Source organism: Pseudomonas sp. NBRC 111131, assembly GCF_001320525.1.
GTDB classification, from domain to species: domain Bacteria; phylum Pseudomonadota; class Gammaproteobacteria; order Pseudomonadales; family Pseudomonadaceae; genus Aquipseudomonas; species Aquipseudomonas ceruminis.
The window spans coordinates 1-16,482 of the sequence record NZ_BCBH01000057.1; the positions used below are offsets into that span (position 1 = coordinate 1).

A 16,482-nucleotide genomic window follows, 5' to 3' on the forward strand; every position below is an offset into this window, starting at 1 on the left:
TGGCGTCCCCTAGGGGACTCGAACCCCTGTTACCGCCGTGAAAGGGCGGTGTCCTAGGCCACTAGACGAAGGGGACACGCTACAAGCATTACTGCCTGCTTTCACTCCCTGCCGCGTTTCGCTGTGAGCTTTACGCTGCAAGTGGCGCGCATTCTATGGATGCCGCGAAAGGCCGTCAACCCTTTTCTAGAAATTTATTTAAATCAATGACTTCGCTCTCTATAGAGGTAGCTTGCCAGGGGGTGTCCACGGATTGGCGTTGATTTTCTGACGGTCTGAACGCAAAGTGCCATCACTGGAGAAATCCGGCGACGAGCCGACACAGACTCACGTGGCGAGCTGGCTGGCCTGTTCGCTACACTCTCAATGTAAAACTTCCTGATGAGGCGTTAACGGTGACCCCACTTCTGATCACACTGCTCATCGTTGCGGGTATTGCCCTGCTGATCGTGATCGGCTACCTCAACAACGTGGTCGAGAACAGCAAACTGGAACGCGCGCGGCTGAAAATCGAGCTTGCCGACCGTGTGCGCCGCTGTGGCGAAATCACCGAGACCTTCCCCGGCCAGTTCATGACCCCGGCCCTCAAGCTGCTGCTGGCCCGTCTGGAACTGAGCCTCAACCAGCGGCAACTGGCCCTGGACAAGCACAATGGCGAGCTCAAGGCACGCATCGCCGAACTGGAAGGTTTGATCGCACAGGGCGAGCGAATCCCGGTGAACAACCCTCCAAGCCCGATCCAGACCGAGGTCAAGGCCAAGGATGTGCGCTTCCTGCTCGAGGCTCTGCACACCCAGATCGTCAGGGCTACCCAGGAAAATGTCCTGCAAACCACCGAGGGCAAGCATTGGGTAAAGGAAATTCGCCACCTGCTGGTGCTGCTGCACATCGAGTTCTTCAACAACCTTGGCCAGCAGGCCCTGCAACAGGAACAACCGGGCCAGGCGCGACTCGCGTTCGAGCGGGGTGTGCAGTACCTGCGAAAGCAGCCTGAGCCAAAAATATACGAAGAACAGCTCACCTACCTGGAGAAACTCCTGGCACGGGCCAATGCCCAGGTGCTGGACCAGATGGAGCCGGCCGAAAATGACGAGAACGCGTTGACCCAGGGGCTGAAGACCGATGAGGACGAAACCTGGAAGAAGCGGGTGATCTACGACTGACCTGTGCCGGCCGCTTCGCGGGCCTACCTGTGGGAGCGGGCTTGCCCCGCGAAGCGGCCGGCACTGACAAGGCAGCAATCAGCAGTCGGTCAATTCCAAAAAGAGCGCCGCCAACCGCTCCAGCCCCACCTGGTCCGCCTCGCTGAAACGCGCCAGCTTCGGGCTGTCCAGGTCCAGCACCCCAATCAACCTGCCCGCCTTCACCAGCGGAATCACCAGCTCGCTGTTGGATGCACTGTCACAGGCAATATGCCCTGGAAAGGCATGCACGTCTTCCACCCGCTGAGTCTGCCCAGTGGCTGCCGCTGCGCCACACACCCCTTTGCTGAAGGGAATGCGCACACAGGCCACCTGGCCCTGGAACGGGCCAAGCACCAACTCTTCGTTGCGGTTGAGGTAAAACCCCGCCCAGTTCAGGTCGTCCACCTGGTGATAAAGAAACGCCGAGAACTGCGCGGCATTGGCGATGAAGTCGCGCTCGTCGGCAAACAGCGCCTGCACTTGGGCCGCCAGCAGGTTGTAGCCGTCGAGGCCGACGCCACCGGCATTGAGATCGATCATTTATTTCTGCTCCAACAATTGCAGCCCAACCCAGTAGCGGGCGAACTGATAGGCACAACGGCCATTACGGTTGCCGCGGCCAGTGGCCCAGCGCACGGCGAGGATGTCGAGGTCTTCGTTGCGCTGCCACTCAAGGCCTGCAGCCTGCGCCAGCTGCCCAATCCAGTGTTCGACCACGTCGAGGAAGTGTTCCTGGGTGAAGGGGTAGAACGATAGCCACAGGCCAAATCGGTCGGACAGGGCGATCTTGTCTTCCACCGCCTCGCTGGGGTGCAACTCGCCATCGACGCGCTTCCAGTTCTCGTTGTCGCTTTCCTTCTCCGGCACCAGGTGGCGGCGGTTAGAGGTGGCGTACAACAACACGTTGTCCGGCGCCTGCTCCAGCGAGCCGTCAAGCACGCTCTTGAGTACCCGGTAGTCCCCCTCCCCCGCTTCGAAGGACAGGTCATCACAGAACAGGATGAAGCGCTGCGCCAACTTCTGCAGTTGCTCGACGACACGCGGCAAGTCGGCCAGGTGGTCGCGCTCGATCTCGATCAGCCGCAGCCCGGCCCCCGCATGCTCAGCCAGTAGGGCGCGCACCAGCGATGACTTGCCCGTGCCGCGCGAGCCCCACAGCAAGGCGTGGTTGGCCGGCAGGCCATTGATGAACTGGTGGGTGTTGCGGCCCAACTGGTCACGTTGCTTGTCGACGCCAATCAGGTCGGTCAAGCGGATGTCCAGGCTGACCTCAAGCGGCATCAAGTAGCCGGTTCGGCCATCGCGCTGCCAACGGGCGGCCAGGGTGGTGGACCAATCGATGGTCGGGCGTGGTGCCGGCAACAGCGGTTCGAGACGGGCCAGTACCGATTCGGCGCGTTCCAGGAAAGCATTCAAGCGAGCGTCCATGACGACTCCTAGCAAGACAGGTGAGATTAAAAGCTGAATGTGTGACAGGCCCGCCAGTAGCCGGGGCTGATCGGCTATGCTTGCGCAGCGCAAGGGACGTGAAACCGGCTCGGGAATCATGGATATCAAGTTCACCAATCGCCTGTCATACAAGCAAGCCCGGTTGACAGTCCTGGTCGGCTTCATCCTGGGAACATTGCTCAGTCTCATCCAGATCGGCATCGATTATGCCAGTGAAGACGCATCCATCAACCGCGAAGTGCAGGCACTGCTGCAAATCAGCCACAATCCGGCCTCGCGCATCGCCTATAACATCGATTCGGAACTGGCGCAGGAGCTGACCGGCGGCCTGCTGCAATCACCCGCGGTCATTCGCGCCCGCATGATCGACAACAACGATACGGTGTTGGCCGATGTCCAGCGCCCACGCCTGCAAGACCGCTATCGGCCACTGAGCGACTTCCTGTTTGGCGACCAGCGCCAGTTCAAGGAGAGCCTGTTCCTGACCCATATGCCTGAACAATACCTGGGCACCCTCTACCTGGACGTCGACACCTATGCCTTCGGCAGCCGCTTCCTTGACCGGGCCGGGGTTACCCTGTTCAACGGTTTTGTCCGCAGCCTGGTACTGACGGGCATCCTTCTCGCACTGTTCTACATGATGCTGACCAAACCGCTGGTGACGGTAATCGGCGCGCTCAGCGGCAGAGACCCGCGCCAACCCGGGCAAACCCGCCTGGAATGCCCACCTGGCCACGAACTCGATGAAATCGGCGTCCTGGTCAAGGTCGCCAACCAGCAGTTCGTCAGCATGGCCACCGAAATCCAGCAGCGGCGCACCGCCGAGAATCGGCTTACGCAGTACCTCAATGAACTGGAAGACATCGTCTCTGCCCGTACCGAGGAGCTCAAAGCCAGCAACAGCCGGCTCAGCCACTCGAACCAGGAGCTGATGGAGGCGCGCCAGCGGGCGTTGGACATGGCCCAGGCGCGGGCAGCCTTCCTGGCCAACATGAGCCACGAGATCCGCACGCCGCTCAACGGGATGCTGGGCATGATCGCACTGGCGCTCGACAGCCCGCTGCCCAGCGAGCAGCGCCAGCAGTTGGCGATTGCCCATGATTCGGGCAAGGTGCTGGTAGAACTGCTCAACGATATTCTCGACCTGTCCAAGTTCGATGCCGGGCAGCTTGAACTGGAACGTATCCCCTTCGACCTGGGCGCGATGGTCGAGGACACCGCCAATCTGCTGTCCCAGAACGCGGCGCAAAATGTCGAGCTGACCTGCCTGATCGCCCGCGACTTTCCAAGTTCGGTGCTAGGTGACCCGACCCGTGTGCGCCAAGTGGTCAGCAACCTGCTGTCCAACGCCCTCAAGTTCACCCGCTTTGGCCGCGTCGATGTGCACCTGGCACGCATTGTCGGCGGTGTCCGCCTGGAGGTGCGCGACACCGGTATCGGCATCCCCGAAAATGCCCAGGCGCGGATCTTCCAGCCATTCACCCAGGCCGGCGCCGGCATTACCCGCCAGTATGGTGGCACGGGCCTGGGCCTGGCCCTGACCCGCAACCTGTGCAGGGCCATGCAAGGCCATCTGCACATTCGCTCCGAGCCGGGGTTTGGGAGCTGCTTCAGCGCAGAACTGCCGCTGCCCATCCATACCGAAGCCATCGCGCCGGCACAGCTGCAGGGGCAGGTGGTGGCCCTGAGCAATGCCGGCAGCGGCCTGAACGAGCTGCTGCAGGAGCTGCTGCCCAGCTGGGGGTTGGGATACCAACGGCACGACAGCGCCACGACGCTGGATATCCGTGCGATCGACCTGCTGATCACCGACGACCTGGACCACTTGTTCGAACTGCGCCCCGCGCTCAAGGCGCCGATCCTGCTGGTGACCGCCTACGGTAATTTCCTGCCCGCCGAGCAGTCGGCGCAACTGGCACCGTTGCACCAGCTGGCCCGCCCACTGGCACGCAATGCTCTGTACCAGATGCTGCGCCGCACCTTGCAAGGGCACGCCCCCGAACACCCACTGGCCACCCCAGCGCTCACGGCCACCGCAGGCCGGGCGCGGATCCTGCTGGTGGAGGACAACCCAGTAAACCAGCTGGTGGCCAAGGGCATGTTGGCCAAGCTCGGCTGCGAGGTGCAGGTGGCCACCCAAGGCTTGGAAGCCCTGGAATGGCTGGAGCAGGAAACATTCGACCTGGTGCTGATGGACTGCAACATGCCGGTCATGGATGGCTACGAAGCCAGCCGACACATTCGCCAGAGCGGCCGCTGGCCTGAATTGCCGATCGTCGCCCTGACCGCCAACGCCATGCCCGAAGAGCGCGAGCGGTGCCGGGCGGCGGGCATGAACGATTACCTGGCCAAGCCCTTCCGCCGCGAAGAGCTACTGGCGCTGATCGATCACTGGGTACCGTTCAGCGGCTGAGCAGGCGCTCGATATCGGCCTCCAGCGCCTGGGGCTTGGTGGTCGGCGCATAGCGCGTGACACTACCGCTGGCCGGGTCGACCAGAAATTTCGTGAAATTCCATTTGATCTTTTGCGACCCCAGCAGGCCCGGGGCGCGCTGCTTGAGCTCGACGAACAGCGGGTGGGCCGCCGGGCCGTTGACCTCGACCTTGCGAAACAGCGGGAAGCTCACGCCAAAATTGAGCTCACAGAACTGCGCGATCTCGCGGGCATCACCCGGTTCCTGCTTGCCGAACTGATTGCAGGGGAAGCCCAGCACCACCAGGCCGCGCTCGCGGTACTGCTGCCAGAGCTGCTCCAGCCCCTTGTACTGCGGGGTGAAGCCGCACTGGCTGGCGGTGTTGACCACCAGCAGCGCCTTGCCGGCGAAGTCGCCCAGCACCTTGTGCTCACCGCCCAGGGTCACACAGGGAATATCCAGCATCGATGCGGCCATGTTCAGGCTCCGTTGCGGGGTTTGAAGTCCAGGCATACCGAGTTGATGCAGTAGCGCAGGCCCGTCGGTGGTGGGCCGTCGGGGAACACATGACCCAGGTGGGCGTCGCACTGCGCGCAGGTGACCTCGGTACGGATCATGCCGTGGGAGGTGTCGCGGATCTCGATCATCGCGCGTTCCTCAAGGGGGGCATAAAAGCTCGGCCAGCCGCAACCAGAATCGAACTTGGCCTTCGAATCAAACAGCGGCAGGTCACAGCAGATGCAATGGTAGATACCGTCGCGACGCTCGCTGTTGTACTTGCCAGTGAACGGCCGCTCAGTGCCCTTCAGGCGGCACACCTGGTACTGCTCGGGGTCGAGCATCGCACGCCATTCTTCCAGGGTTTTATCGATCTTTTGCATGTAGGGACCTCGGCAGGCTGAATTTCACCTCGCGCCGTCTTTTCCGTAACGCGGGTGGCACGTATATTAGTTGGCTTCGTGTGCAAGGCCTCAAGTCTGGCACCCGCGCCCCGCCCTTTCAAACCTTTCGACGGCGGCGCACCGCGTATTCTCAATCGGGATCACATCATGCAGTTCAGCAAATCGAACAAGCTCGCCAATGTCTGCTATGACATTCGCGGCCCGGTGCTCAAGCACGCCAAACGCCTGGAAGAGGAAGGCCATCGCATCCTCAAGCTGAACATCGGCAACCCGGCGCCGTTTGGCTTCGAAGCGCCGGACGAAATCCTCCAGGATGTGATCCGCAACCTGCCGACCGCACAGGGGTACAGCGATTCCAAGGGCCTGTTCAGTGCGCGCAAGGCGGTGATGCAGTACTGCCAGCAGAAGGAAATCGAAGGCGTCACCATCGAGGACATCTACCTGGGCAATGGTGTGTCCGAGCTCATCGTCATGTCGATGCAGGCGCTGCTCAACAACGGCGACGAAGTGCTGATCCCAGCCCCTGACTACCCGCTGTGGACCGCCGCGGTAAGCCTGGCTGGCGGCAAGCCGGTGCACTACCTGTGCGACGAGCAGGCCGACTGGTTCCCGGACCTTGAAGACATCAAGGCCAAGATCTCCCCGAACACCAAGGCCCTGGTGATCATCAACCCGAACAACCCGACCGGTGCCGTGTACTCCAGGGAGCTGCTGCTGGGCATGCTGGAGCTGGCGCGCGAGCACAACCTGGTGGTGTTCTCCGACGAGATCTACGACAAGATCCTTTACGACGAGGCCGTGCACATCAGCACCGCTTCGCTGGCCCCGGACCTGCTGTGCCTGACGTTCAACGGCCTGTCCAAGTCGTACCGGGTAGCGGGCTTCCGTTCCGGCTGGCTGATCATCTCTGGGCCCAAGCACCATGCCCAGAGCTACATCGAAGGCATCGACATGCTGGCCAACATGCGCCTGTGCGCCAACGTCCCGGCCCAGCACGCCATCCAGACCGCACTGGGCGGCTACCAGAGCATCAACGACCTGGTGCTGCCACCGGGCCGCCTGCTGGAGCAGCGCAACCGCACTTATGAGCTGCTCAACGACATCCCGGGTGTGAGCTGCGTCAAGCCGATGGGTGCGCTGTACGCGTTCCCGCGGATCGACCCCAAAGTGTGCCCGATCCTCAACGACGAGAAGTTCGCGCTGGACCTGCTGCTGTCGGAAAAGCTGCTGATCGTTCAAGGTACGGCGTTCAACTGGCCGTGGCCGGACCACTTCCGTGTGGTGACATTGCCGCGGGTGGATGACCTGGAGGCGGCGATTGGCCGGATTGGCAACTTCCTGCGCACTTATTCGCAGTAGATGATGGCCTCTTCGCAGCACAAGGCTGCTCCTACAGGTGTACGCGCTCCCCTGTAGGAGCAGCCTTGTGCTGCGAATGGGCTGCAAAGCAGCCCCGTACAATCTCACAGGGTGTTTCTTACATCCTGCAACGCTCTATCCCACAGCCCCCGCGTCATCCTCTGCCATACTCCGCCGTACACAGTTTGAAATAGTCGCCCGATTGAATCCACGCGACAAGCCCCTTATATACCCCGCAGTAAGCGACAATTCATCCGTCAGGAGAACGTAACAACCATGATGCGCATTCTGTTGTTTGTAGCCACCAACCTCGCGGTGGTGCTGGTTGCAAGCATTACCCTGAGCCTGTTCGGCTTCAACGGGTTCATGGCCGCCAACGGGGTTGACCTCAACCTCAGCAGCCTGCTGGTGTTCTGCGCCGTGTTCGGTTTTGCCGGCTCCCTTATCTCGCTGTTCATCTCCAAGTGGATGGCGAAGATGACCACCGGCACCCAGATCATTTCCCAGCCACGCACCCGCCACGAACAGTGGCTGCTGCAAACGGTCGAGGAGTTGTCGCGCGAAGCCGGCATCAAGATGCCCGAGGTAGGTATCTTCCCGGCCTACGAGGCTAACGCCTTCGCCACCGGCTGGAACCGTAACGACGCCCTGGTGGCCGTCTCCCAGGGCCTGCTGGAGCGCTTCTCGCCCGATGAAGTGCGTGCCGTACTGGCCCACGAAATCGGCCACGTGGCCAACGGTGACATGGTCACCCTGGCATTGGTACAGGGCGTGGTGAACACCTTCGTGATGTTCTTCGCCCGCATCATCGGCAACTTCGTCGACAAGGTCATCTTCAAGAACGAAGAAGGCCAGGGCATTGCCTACTACGTAGCGACCATCGTCGCCGAACTGGTGCTGGGCATCCTGGCAAGCATGATCGTCATGTGGTTCTCGCGCCGCCGCGAATACCGCGCCGACGAAGCCGGTGCTCAGCTTGCCGGTACCGCCGCAATGATCGGCGCCCTGCAGCGCCTGCGCGTGGAACAGGGCCTGCCGGTGCACATGCCCGACACCTTGAAGGCCTTCGGCATCAACGGTGGCCTCAAGCATGGCCTGGCCGGCCTGCTGATGAGCCACCCGCCGCTGGAAGAGCGTATCGAGGCACTGCGCCGCCGCGGCTGATTGTTCAGGCGATGAGAAAGGGCGACTTCGGTCGCCCTTTCTTGTTTCTGTGCCCTGCCCTCCCAATCAGCACTGAACGCGATACACCCGCTCCAACAGGCTGGTCAAGCCCGCCTGCTGGAACTTCGGGCTTTCCCCGATCAGTTCATTCGTTTCCAGCGCTTGCAGGCTCCAGCCCGCAAGCCCCTGACGAACCTCATCGTCTCCCACCGAAAACGGCGGCCCGGCAAGCAGCTTCTGGTCGTAATCCAGGGTCACCAGCAGGCCCTTGGCGCCCACCGGCAGCGCCCGTGAAAGCAGTGCCAGGTAACGCTCGCGCATCACCGGGGGCAGCGCGATCATTGCTGCACGGTCATACAGCCCTGCACAATCGGCGATATCCTCCGCCCGCAAGGCGAAGAAATCCCCGCACCACACCTGCACATCGCCACTGCGCCAGACCTCGAATGCACCTTGTCGCGACACCTGGGCGTCCAGCCCATGCTCCGTGAAGAAGGCTTCCACCGCCCGCGGTGACAGCTCGATGCCCAGCACCCGATGCCCCTGTGCCGCCAACCAGGCCAGATCCAGGCTCTTGCCACACAAGGGCACCAGCACACGGCTGCCCGCAGCCAACCCAAGCGCTGGCCAATGCCGTTGCAAATAAGGGCTCGGCTGTGCCTGGTGAAAACCAATCTGGTTGTCGGCCCACTTGCGGTGCCAAAACGCCGGCTCCATGCTTCCTCCTGGTTTTTCGATAAGTTTGGCGAAGATCTTATATTGGATGCCGATCGGTAACTGACCGAAGATGAGGGCATCTTAACCTTCAGGACCCCGCCATGCTGCCCAGTCTGTTCATTTCCCACGGTTCCCCCATGCTTGCCCTGCAACCCGGCGCCAGCGGGCCGGCCCTGGCCGGACTGGCCAATGCCCTGCCCCGCCCGAAGGCGATCGTGGTGGTGTCTGCCCACTGGGAAAGTCGCGCGCTGCTGGTGACCGGCAGCAAGCAGCCACAGACCTGGCATGATTTCCACGGGTTTCCCGCTGCGCTGTATGCGGTGCAGTACCCCGCTCCGGGCGAGCCAGGGCTGGCGATGAAGGTCAGCGATTTGCTGAACGGTGCGGGTCTGCCAGCGCGCCTGGATGGCCAGCGGCCGTTCGACCACGGCGCCTGGGTACCCCTGTCGCTGATGTACCCAGACGCAAGCATTCCTGTGCTTCAAGTTTCCTTGCCCAGCCACGCAGGGCCTGCACTCCAGCTCAAGGTTGGCCAGGCACTGGCGGCATTGCGCGATGAGGGCGTCCTGCTGGTGGGGTCCGGGAGTATCACCCACAACCTGGGTGAGCTTGACTGGCATGCCGGGCCGGAGGTAATCGAGCCGTGGGCGCTGGCGTTCCGGGATTGGGTGGTGGAGAAGCTGGGCGAGGATGACCAGGCCGCCCTGCTGGACTTCAAGCGACAGGCGCCGTTTGCCGTGCGCAATCACCCCAGTGATGAGCATTTTTTGCCGTTGTTCTTTGCCCTTGGGGCGGGTGGCAAATTCGGCATCGTGCACCAGGGGTTTACCTTAGGCGCACTGGGGATGGACATCTACCGGTTCGACTGAAAGCCCTTATCGCCGGCAAGCCGGCGACCGGGCCCACACGGATAAAAAAAATCCCCGACCTGGGCCGGGGATTTTTTCGTTACGCCAGGATCAATCCTCGCGGTAGCGGCGCAGCTTCAGCTGCTTACCAGCCACGCGGGTGTCCTTGAGCTTGGTCAGCAGGCGCTCCAGGCCATCTTCCGGCAGCTCGATCAGGCTGAAGCTGTCGCGCACCTGGATACGGCCGATGGCGTCACGGGCCAGGCCACCTTCGTTGAGGATCGCGCCCAGGAGGTTCTTGGCAGCGATACCGTCACGGGCACCCAGGGCAGTACGGCAACGCACGCGGCCTTCGGCCAGTGGCATCGGCGCACGACGCTCGCGGTCACCACGGTCGCTACGCTCGGCACGGTCACCACGCTCCGGGCGCTCACCGCGCGGTGCGAAGCTTGGTACCAGCGGCTGCTCGCGCTCTACCGCTGCCAGGTCCAGCGCTTGGCCATTGGTTGCCTTGCGCAGCAGGGCTGCGGACAGGGCACGCGGGCTGCAACCCAGGGCCTCGGTCAGGCGGTCGAACAGTTCACCGTGGGTGGCTTCTGCTTCGGCCACCAGCGGCGCCAGGCTCGAGGTCAGCTTCTTGATACGCGCATCCAGCACGGCCTGAGCGTTCGGCAGGCGCGCTTCGGCAACCTTCTGCCCGGTAACGCGCTCGATGACCTGCAGCATACGGCGCTCACGTGGGGTGACCAGCAGCAGTGCACGGCCTTCACGACCGGCACGGCCGGTACGGCCGATACGGTGCACGTAGGACTCCGGGTCGTACGGCATGTCCACGTTGAACACGTGGGTGATGCGCGGTACGTCCAGACCACGGGCAGCGACGTCAGTGGCGACGACGATGTCCAGGCGGCCATCCTTGAGCGAGTCGATGACGCGCTCACGCTGGTTCTGGGCGATGTCGCCGTTCAGCGCAGCAGCCTTGTAGCCTTTGGCTTCCAGCGCGGCGGCCAGGTCCAGGGTGGCTTGCTTGGTACGCACGAAGGCGATCAGCGCGTCGAACTCTTCCACTTCCAGCAAACGCAGAACAGCCGGGATCTTCTGGTCGGCGTGGACCATCAGGTGAGCCTGGTCGATCGCGGTGACGGTCTGGGTCTTGCTCTGGATCTTGACGTGCTTGGGCTCACGCAGGTGACGTTCGGCGATCGAACGGATCGACGACGGCAGGGTTGCGGAGAACAGTACCGTCTGACGGCTGGCCGGGATGGCATCGAAGATCACTTCGAGGTCATCCATGAAGCCCAGCTTGAGCATTTCATCGGCTTCGTCCAGTACCAGGTACTGCACGGTGGACAGGACTTTCTCGTCACGACGCAGGTGGTCGCACAGACGACCTGGCGTTGCCACGACGATCTGCGCGCCGTTACGAATGGCACGCAGCTGTGGGCCCATCGGGGCACCACCGTATACAGCCACCACGTTAACGCCCGGCATCTGCTTGGCGTAGGTTTCGAAAGCGGTAGCGACTTGCAGCGCCAACTCACGGGTTGGCGCCAGGATCAGGGCTTGCGGTTCGCGCTTGCTCACGTCGATCTTGTTGAGGATCGGCAGGGCGAAGGCAGCGGTCTTGCCGGTGCCAGTCTGCGCCTGGCCGATCATGTCGTGACCGGCGAGGATGATCGGGATCGACTGATGCTGAATGGCCGACGGCTCTTCGTAGCCAGTGGCCAGAACAGCAGCGACGATATTCGGATTGAGATCGAGAGCGGCGAATCCGCCGGTTTCCTGGGTCATGGGTCTGCCTCTAGGTGCATCCGCAAAGACCCATGCTCCAAAGCTGCACATGCCTTGAAAGACCGGAAGGTCACCCAGGCAGCTTTGGCGGCGGGGATTTGCGAAAACGATTGAAAAAGAAAAACTTGGGAAGGTCCGCCTAGCGGACGTGCAGCCGAAGCTGGACTCGGAGGATTTGCACCACCTGATTTTGAGGTCCGCTAAAAGACCGGCGCGTACTATACCCGAATTAACAGAAGGACGTGAGGAAAATTTTCTCTGGTGAAGGCCAGTATGGGGCCATCAGTAATGACCCGCTGAAACGTTAATGCGTTGCTGGTTTACCGGCCCTGCCGCCGGCTAGCCGGCTCACAGCAAAACCGCGATTTTGGGGGCGATGGGGCCATCAGCGCCACAGCACCGCTTCAGGTAGCCGGTCGAATCACCCGGATCAACGCCTCCAGGCTATACCCCAACCGCGGCGCCAACGCCTCGGCCCGTGCCCGCATGCCATCCAGGTCCAGCACCTGATCCAGGTCTGCCGGCACCAATAGGATCACATTGCCCTCCTTGACCGGTAACTCCCAGTAATGCCGGTGGTACAAGCCGCGCAACAGCGCCGCACCCAGCGGCCTGCCATCATCGCTGGCCCACTGGTTGATCACCAGCCAGCCGCCCGGGTTCAGCTGCTTCTGGCAGTTTTCCAGGAAGGTCCAGGCCAGGTGGCCGACACCCGGCCCATGGTCGGTATACAGGTCGACGAACAGCAGGTCGGCCTTCTCCGCCGTGGGCAGCAACTCAAGGGCATCGCCCACGCGCACATACAGGCGCGGGTCATCGTCTAGACCCAGGTACTCCATGGCCAGGCGCGGTACATCCGGGCGCAGTTCGATGGCCTCGATGTCGTCCAGCGGCAGGAACTTCATGCAGGCCTGGGTCAGGGTGCCAGCCCCCAGGCCGAGGAACAGCGCGCTTTCCGGCTGCCGGTGGCAGAGCGCCCCGACCAGCATGGCGCGGGTATAGTCGTACTCCAGCCAGCTGGGGTCGGCGGTGAACACGCAGCTCTGCTCGATGGCATCACCGAACTCGAGAAAGCGGTAATCGTCCACCTCGTAAACGCTGATGACGCCAAAGGCATCCTCGACGCGGGCCAACAGCCGCTCTTCCCGTTCCGTCGTCATGTCCTTGCCACTCACCTGCGCAAAAACACGCATTGTCCGCCAACGTCCTCGCTGCAACAAGCTTGGCGCCAACTGTTACCATGGCAGGTAGCCTAAACCGACAATACCGAGCCCGTGATGAACCGACCGTGGAGCCCTGACAGCTGGCGTGCCCTGCCGATCCAGCAGCAACCGACCTACCCTGACGCCGCGCACCTGCTCAAGGTCGAGCAGACCCTGGCCAGCTACCCGCCGCTGGTGTTCGCCGGGGAGGCCCGCGAGCTGCGCCGGCAGTTCGCCGAGGTGACCGAGGGCCGCGCCTTCCTGCTGCAAGGTGGGGACTGCGCTGAAAGCTTCGCCGAATTTTCGGCAGCGAAAATCCGCGACACCTTCAAGGTGCTGCTGCAGATGGCCATTGTCATGACGTTTGCCGCCGGCTGCCCGGTGGTCAAGGTCGGACGCATGGCCGGGCAGTTCGCCAAGCCACGTTCTTCGGGCGATGAAACCTTGGGCAACGTTACCCTGCCGGCTTACCGCGGTGACATCGTCAACGGCATCGGCTTTGACGAGAAGAGCCGCGTGCCAGACCCTGAGCGCTTGCTGCAGGCCTACCACCAGGCCACTGCCAGCCTCAACCTGCTGCGCGCCTTCGCCCAGGGCGGCTTTGCCGACCTGCACCAAGTGCACAAATGGAACCTGGACTTCATCGCCAACTCGGCGCTGGCCGACAAGTACCACCAGTTGGCCAACCGCATCGACGAAACCCTGGCCTTCATGCGCGCCTGTGGTCTGGACAGCGCCCCGCAGTTGCGCGAGACCAGCTTCTTCACCGCCCACGAAGCGCTGCTGCTCAACTACGAAGAGGCCTTCGTCCGCCAGGACAGCCTGACTGGCGACTATTACGATTGCTCGGCCCACATGCTGTGGATCGGCGACCGTACACGCCAACTCGACGGCGCCCATGTGGAATTCCTGCGCGGCGTGCATAACCCGATCGGCGTCAAGGTAGGCCCGAGCATGAACCCCGAAGAGCTGATTCGCCTGATCGACACGCTCAACCCGGACAACGACCCAGGGCGCCTCAACCTGATCGTGCGCATGGGCGCCGGCAAGGTTGGCGAGCATCTGCCAGGGCTGATTCGCAACGTCGAGCGCGAAGGGCGCAAGGTGCTGTGGAGTTCCGACCCGATGCACGGCAACACCATCAAGGCCAGCAGTGGCTACAAGACCCGTGATTTCGCGCAGATCCTTGACGAGGTGAAGCAGTTCTTCCAGGTGCACCAGGCCGAGGGCAGCCACGCCGGCGGCATCCACATCGAGATGACCGGGCAGAATGTCACCGAATGCATCGGTGGCGCACGGCCCATCACCGAAGATGCCCTGTCCGACCGCTACCATACCCATTGCGACCCACGCATGAACGCCGATCAGTCGCTGGAGCTGGCGTTCCTGATCGCCGAGACCCTCAAGCAGGTGCGGCGCTAAGCAACGCCTGACGCAGCTGGCTGCCCTCCTCGCGGGGGCAGTTCAATTGCACGCACTCAAGGCCCAGCCACTGAGCCAGGCGCAGCAACTGCCCCGCCAGCGCCTGGTAACCCGCCTCTCCCAACCCGCCAGGCTCGGCGTGCACCGCGTGCACCGCCAACCGTCCATGGGCACGCTCGGCCCGCACGTCCACACGCGCGGCAATGCGTTCTTCGAACAGAAAAGGCAGCACATAATAGCCATAGACCCGCTTGTGCGCGGGGGTGTAGATCTCCAGGCGATAACGGAAGTCGAACAGCCGCTCGGTGCGATTACGCTCCCAGACCAACGAATCGAACGGCGAGAGCAGCGCGCTGGCCGCGATCCGCCGGGGGACACGCGGTGTGCCAGCGCAGTAGGCGAGCTGCTTCCAGCCCTGTACCTGTACCGTCTGCAGCCGACCATCGGCGACCAACTCCGCCAGGGCCGCCCTGCTCTGCCCAGGCTCCAGGCGAAAATAGTCGCGCAGGTCACGCTCGGTGGCCACGCCCAGGGCACTGGCGGCGTGCAGCATCAAGCCCTGCTGGGCCTGGGTTTCGCTCGGCAGTGGCTGATCGAGCGTCGCACGCGGCAACACCTTGTCCGGCACATCGTACAACCGCTCGAAGCCACGTCGGCCCGCCACCGTCACCTCCCCTGCGGCGAACAGCCACTCCAGGGCATGCTTCTCCTCGCTCCAGTCCCACCACGGGCCAGCGCGCTCCTGGCGCGTGGACAGGCTGCCAGCGCCCAGGGCACCCTGCTCGCGGACCGCCGCCAGCACCCGGGCGATCACGTCCTGGCGATCACGGCCGAACTGCGCGAGCTGGCGATAGATACCCCGGCCTTCGGCGGCATGCGCCATGCGCCAGCGCAGCAGTGGATAAAGGCTCAGCGGCAACAGCGAAGCCTCATGGCCCCAATACTCGAACAACTGACGCTGGCGGCCACCGCCCCAGGCGAGCTGATCGAGCATGGCCGGCGAATAATCGCCCAGCCGGGAGAACAACGGCAGGTAATGGGCACGCACCAAAGCGTTGACCGAGTCGATCTGCAGCACACCCAGGCGCTGCAGCATGCGCTTGACGGCGGCCAGGCCCGGGGCGGCCTCAGGCTGCTTGCCGAAACCTTGGGCAGACAAGGCCAGGCGGCGGGCCTGACGGATGGACAGGTTGAGGGACAAGGTTGTATCTCCCTGCAGGCAATTGTCCCTCCAGTGTCGGTTCCATCGCCCAGGCGAGCAAGCCGCGAAGCCGCCGATGCGCTACTTACGCAGCGGGTCATCCCAGAAGTGCCGCTCGGCTTCCTGCTGGATATCGGCCCGGCTCAACCCCAGGTCGTGCAAGGTTGCATCGCTCAGGCGCGCCAGTTCGCGGCGCTGGCGATACAGCTCCCACCAGCGTGCCGCACGCCGCACGCCCACATGCCACAGGTGGTTCAGGGTAGAGGCAGGTTGCTCGATGACGCTGATATGACCTTTCATCGTGAAGCCCTCCGTGTTGATGGCTCCAGTGTCAGGCCAGGTTTAAGATCAATCCAACGAATGTTTCTGATGCGATGCATCTCGGAGATTGATGCAATGTCCCAGTATCAAAGCCTCGATGCCGATGTGTTGCGTACCTTCGTCGCCATTGCCGAGCAAGGCGGCTTTACCCGCGCCGGCGAGGTGGTCAACCGGACTCAGTCGGCCGTCAGCATGCAGATGAAGCGCCTGGAGGAAGACATCCTTCAACGCCAGCTTTTCGAGCGCGACGGCCGCCAGGTGCGCCTTACCGCCGAGGGCCAGGTGCTGCTCGGTTATGCACGGCGCATCCTCAAGTTGCAGGGCGAGGTGTTCAACACCTTGCGCATGCCGCACATGGTAGGGGTGGTGCGTATCGGTACCCCGGACGACTATGCCATGCGCTTTCTGCCCACCATCCTGTCGAGTTTTGCCCAGGCTTACCCACTGGTGCAGGTGGAGGTGCATTGCGACTCGTCGAAACAACTGATGCTGCGCCAGGACCTGGACC

General features: G+C 62.8%; 15 protein-coding genes, 1 tRNA gene and 1 pseudogene. 7 read left to right on the top strand and 10 right to left on the bottom strand.

The features are described 5' to 3' along the window. Positions 1 to 76: transfer RNA gene (locus APH34_RS27350), tRNA-Glu, on the bottom strand. 319 nt (positions 77 to 395) lie between these two features. Between APH34_RS27350 and APH34_RS27355 the strand changes: the two genes are divergently transcribed. Continuing rightward, a complete protein-coding gene (locus APH34_RS27355) occupies positions 396 to 1,163 on the top strand; it encodes a hypothetical protein (RefSeq protein ID WP_054903697.1) in 768 nt (255 codons plus the stop codon). A gap of 78 nt (positions 1,164 to 1,241) precedes the next feature. Here the strand turns inward: APH34_RS27355 and APH34_RS27360 are convergent, their stop codons facing one another. Further along, the gene (locus APH34_RS27360; RefSeq protein WP_054903698.1) at positions 1,242 to 1,724 is read right to left on the bottom strand and encodes a GAF domain-containing protein; all 483 of its coding nucleotides are present in this window, start codon (positions 1,722 to 1,724) and stop codon (positions 1,242 to 1,244) included. Further along, the gene (locus APH34_RS27365; RefSeq protein WP_054903699.1) at positions 1,725 to 2,612 is read right to left on the bottom strand and encodes an ATP-binding protein; all 888 of its coding nucleotides are present in this window, start codon (positions 2,610 to 2,612) and stop codon (positions 1,725 to 1,727) included. Between the two features lie 76 nt (positions 2,613 to 2,688). Here APH34_RS27365 and APH34_RS27370 point away from each other — a divergent pair, with 76 nt between their 5' ends. Next, the gene (locus APH34_RS27370) at positions 2,689 to 5,046 is read left to right on the top strand and encodes a response regulator (RefSeq protein ID WP_054903700.1); all 2,358 of its coding nucleotides are present in this window, start codon (positions 2,689 to 2,691) and stop codon (positions 5,044 to 5,046) included. On the opposite strand, the gene APH34_RS27375 is transcribed toward APH34_RS27370, so the two are convergent. Together APH34_RS27375 and msrB are read right to left on the bottom strand one after the other, a co-directional pair. Beyond that, on the bottom strand, positions 5,036 to 5,524 hold the full coding sequence (locus tag APH34_RS27375; RefSeq protein ID WP_054903701.1) for a glutathione peroxidase: 489 nt from the start codon (positions 5,522 to 5,524) through the stop codon (positions 5,036 to 5,038). The two genes, APH34_RS27370 and APH34_RS27375, sit on opposite strands and share 11 nt — an antisense overlap. A 2-nt stretch (positions 5,525 to 5,526) precedes the next feature. Next, a complete protein-coding gene (gene msrB, locus APH34_RS27380; RefSeq protein WP_054903702.1) occupies positions 5,527 to 5,928 on the bottom strand; it encodes a peptide-methionine (R)-S-oxide reductase MsrB in 402 nt (133 codons plus the stop codon). Between the two features lie 168 nt (positions 5,929 to 6,096). On the opposite strand from msrB, the gene APH34_RS27385 reads away from it, so the two are divergent. Both APH34_RS27385 and htpX read left to right on the top strand, forming a co-directional pair. Next, on the top strand, positions 6,097 to 7,308 hold the full coding sequence (locus APH34_RS27385) for a pyridoxal phosphate-dependent aminotransferase (protein ID WP_054903703.1): 1,212 nt from the start codon (positions 6,097 to 6,099) through the stop codon (positions 7,306 to 7,308). Positions 7,309 to 7,584: 276 nt separating this feature from the next. Continuing rightward, complete coding sequence (gene htpX, locus APH34_RS27390; RefSeq protein WP_054903704.1) at positions 7,585 to 8,472, top strand: protease HtpX; 888 nt, start codon at positions 7,585 to 7,587, stop codon at positions 8,470 to 8,472. Between the two features lie 66 nt (positions 8,473 to 8,538). On the opposite strand, the gene APH34_RS27395 is transcribed toward htpX, so the two are convergent. Further along, on the bottom strand, positions 8,539 to 9,189 hold the full coding sequence (locus tag APH34_RS27395; RefSeq protein ID WP_054903705.1) for a thiopurine S-methyltransferase: 651 nt from the start codon (positions 9,187 to 9,189) through the stop codon (positions 8,539 to 8,541). Positions 9,190 to 9,290: 101 nt separating this feature from the next. Between APH34_RS27395 and APH34_RS27400 the strand changes: the two genes are divergently transcribed. After that, a complete protein-coding gene (locus APH34_RS27400; RefSeq protein WP_054903706.1) occupies positions 9,291 to 10,058 on the top strand; it encodes a class III extradiol ring-cleavage dioxygenase in 768 nt (255 codons plus the stop codon). 90 nt (positions 10,059 to 10,148) lie between these two features. Here the strand turns inward: APH34_RS27400 and APH34_RS27405 are convergent. Together APH34_RS27405 and APH34_RS27410 are read right to left on the bottom strand one after the other, a co-directional pair. Then, a pseudogene (locus tag APH34_RS27405) lies at positions 10,149 to 11,862 on the bottom strand (DEAD/DEAH box helicase). A 370-nt stretch (positions 11,863 to 12,232) separates the two neighbouring features. Beyond that, a complete protein-coding gene (locus APH34_RS27410; protein ID WP_054903711.1) occupies positions 12,233 to 12,988 on the bottom strand; it encodes a spermidine synthase in 756 nt (251 codons plus the stop codon). 117 nt (positions 12,989 to 13,105) lie between these two features. Here APH34_RS27410 and APH34_RS27415 point away from each other — a divergent pair, with 117 nt between their 5' ends. Continuing rightward, positions 13,106 to 14,452 (top strand): class II 3-deoxy-7-phosphoheptulonate synthase, encoded by a 1,347-nt coding sequence (locus APH34_RS27415; protein ID WP_054903708.1) that lies wholly within the window; start codon positions 13,106 to 13,108, stop codon positions 14,450 to 14,452. Here APH34_RS27415 and APH34_RS27420 read toward each other — a convergent pair. Then, positions 14,433 to 15,653, bottom strand: coding sequence for a winged helix-turn-helix domain-containing protein (locus tag APH34_RS27420; protein ID WP_054903709.1), 1,221 nt, complete (start codon positions 15,651 to 15,653; stop codon positions 14,433 to 14,435). The two genes, APH34_RS27415 and APH34_RS27420, sit on opposite strands and share 20 nt — an antisense overlap. An 81-nt stretch (positions 15,654 to 15,734) precedes the next feature. After that, positions 15,735 to 15,953 carry a DUF1127 domain-containing protein gene (locus APH34_RS27425; protein ID WP_054903710.1) on the bottom strand — a complete coding sequence of 73 codons (219 nt, stop codon included), beginning with the start codon at positions 15,951 to 15,953 and terminating at the stop codon, positions 15,735 to 15,737. A 96-nt stretch (positions 15,954 to 16,049) separates the two neighbouring features. Between APH34_RS27425 and APH34_RS27430 the strand changes: the two genes are divergently transcribed. Beyond that, the coding region (locus APH34_RS27430; RefSeq protein ID WP_177337058.1) for a LysR family transcriptional regulator at positions 16,050 to 16,482 on the top strand (433 nt) is incomplete at its 3' end.

Coding starts and splice junctions, on each gene's coding strand:
- APH34_RS27425 (WP_054903710.1), bottom strand. CDS start 15,953: ATGAAAGGTCATATCAGCGTCATCGAGCAACCTGCCTCTACCCTGAAC.
- APH34_RS27415 (WP_054903708.1), top strand. CDS start 13,106: ATGAACCGACCGTGGAGCCCTGACAGCTGGCGTGCCCTGCCGATCCAG.
- APH34_RS27400 (WP_054903706.1), top strand. CDS start 9,291: ATGCTGCCCAGTCTGTTCATTTCCCACGGTTCCCCCATGCTTGCCCTG.
- APH34_RS27395 (WP_054903705.1), bottom strand. CDS start 9,189: ATGGAGCCGGCGTTTTGGCACCGCAAGTGGGCCGACAACCAGATTGGT.
- APH34_RS27370 (WP_054903700.1), top strand. CDS start 2,689: ATGCTTGCGCAGCGCAAGGGACGTGAAACCGGCTCGGGAATCATGGAT.
- APH34_RS27410 (WP_054903711.1), bottom strand. CDS start 12,988: ATGACGACGGAACGGGAAGAGCGGCTGTTGGCCCGCGTCGAGGATGCC.
- APH34_RS27365 (WP_054903699.1), bottom strand. CDS start 2,612: ATGGACGCTCGCTTGAATGCTTTCCTGGAACGCGCCGAATCGGTACTG.
- APH34_RS27385 (WP_054903703.1), top strand. CDS start 6,097: ATGCAGTTCAGCAAATCGAACAAGCTCGCCAATGTCTGCTATGACATT.
- APH34_RS27375 (WP_054903701.1), bottom strand. CDS start 5,524: ATGGCCGCATCGATGCTGGATATTCCCTGTGTGACCCTGGGCGGTGAG.
- APH34_RS27360 (WP_054903698.1), bottom strand. CDS start 1,724: ATGATCGATCTCAATGCCGGTGGCGTCGGCCTCGACGGCTACAACCTG.
- htpX (WP_054903704.1), top strand. CDS start 7,585: ATGATGCGCATTCTGTTGTTTGTAGCCACCAACCTCGCGGTGGTGCTG.
- msrB (WP_054903702.1), bottom strand. CDS start 5,928: ATGCAAAAGATCGATAAAACCCTGGAAGAATGGCGTGCGATGCTCGAC.